General features: G+C 66.0%; 1 protein-coding gene. It reads left to right on the top strand.

What is annotated here, in order from left to right; translation table 11 throughout:
* A partial coding sequence (locus BTA35_RS18085; protein WP_202931315.1) for a carbohydrate kinase family protein occupies positions 1 to 426 on the top strand: 426 nt, incomplete at both ends.

Genomic DNA, 426 nt, shown 5'->3' with positions numbered 1-426 from the left:
TTGGGCCGGCAGCGCCATCGACCCGCCGCAGATGGCGGACCTCGTCGAGGGGATCGGTGCCATCGGCATGCTACGGCGCTGCGACGCGATCGTCTCGGGATACCTCGGCTCCAAGGCGCATGCGCAAGCCGTCATCGACATCGTGCGAACGGTCAAGGCGAGCAACGCCGCAGCGTGGCACTTCTGCACGCCCGTGATCGGAGCGGGCGCCGGCGCGAGCGTCGACGAATATCTGCTGGAAACGATGCCGACGATCGCCGATGGGCTTTCGCCGACCCACGATGCACTACAAAAGCTGGTCGGGCGGACGATCGAAACCGTCGACGAGGCGGTGCACGCTTGCCACGAGATCATTCGCCGCGGTCCGCAAGTGATCCTCGTGAAGCAGCTCGTCGACCGCAACAGCCCGGCCGACCGCGTCAATTT

Source organism: Oceanospirillum linum (assembly GCF_001995095.2).
GTDB lineage: Bacteria > Pseudomonadota > Gammaproteobacteria > Pseudomonadales > Halomonadaceae > Oceanospirillum > Oceanospirillum linum.
The sequence above is the reverse complement of the archived record's forward strand: the minus strand, read 5'-3'. Positions and strand labels throughout refer to the sequence as shown.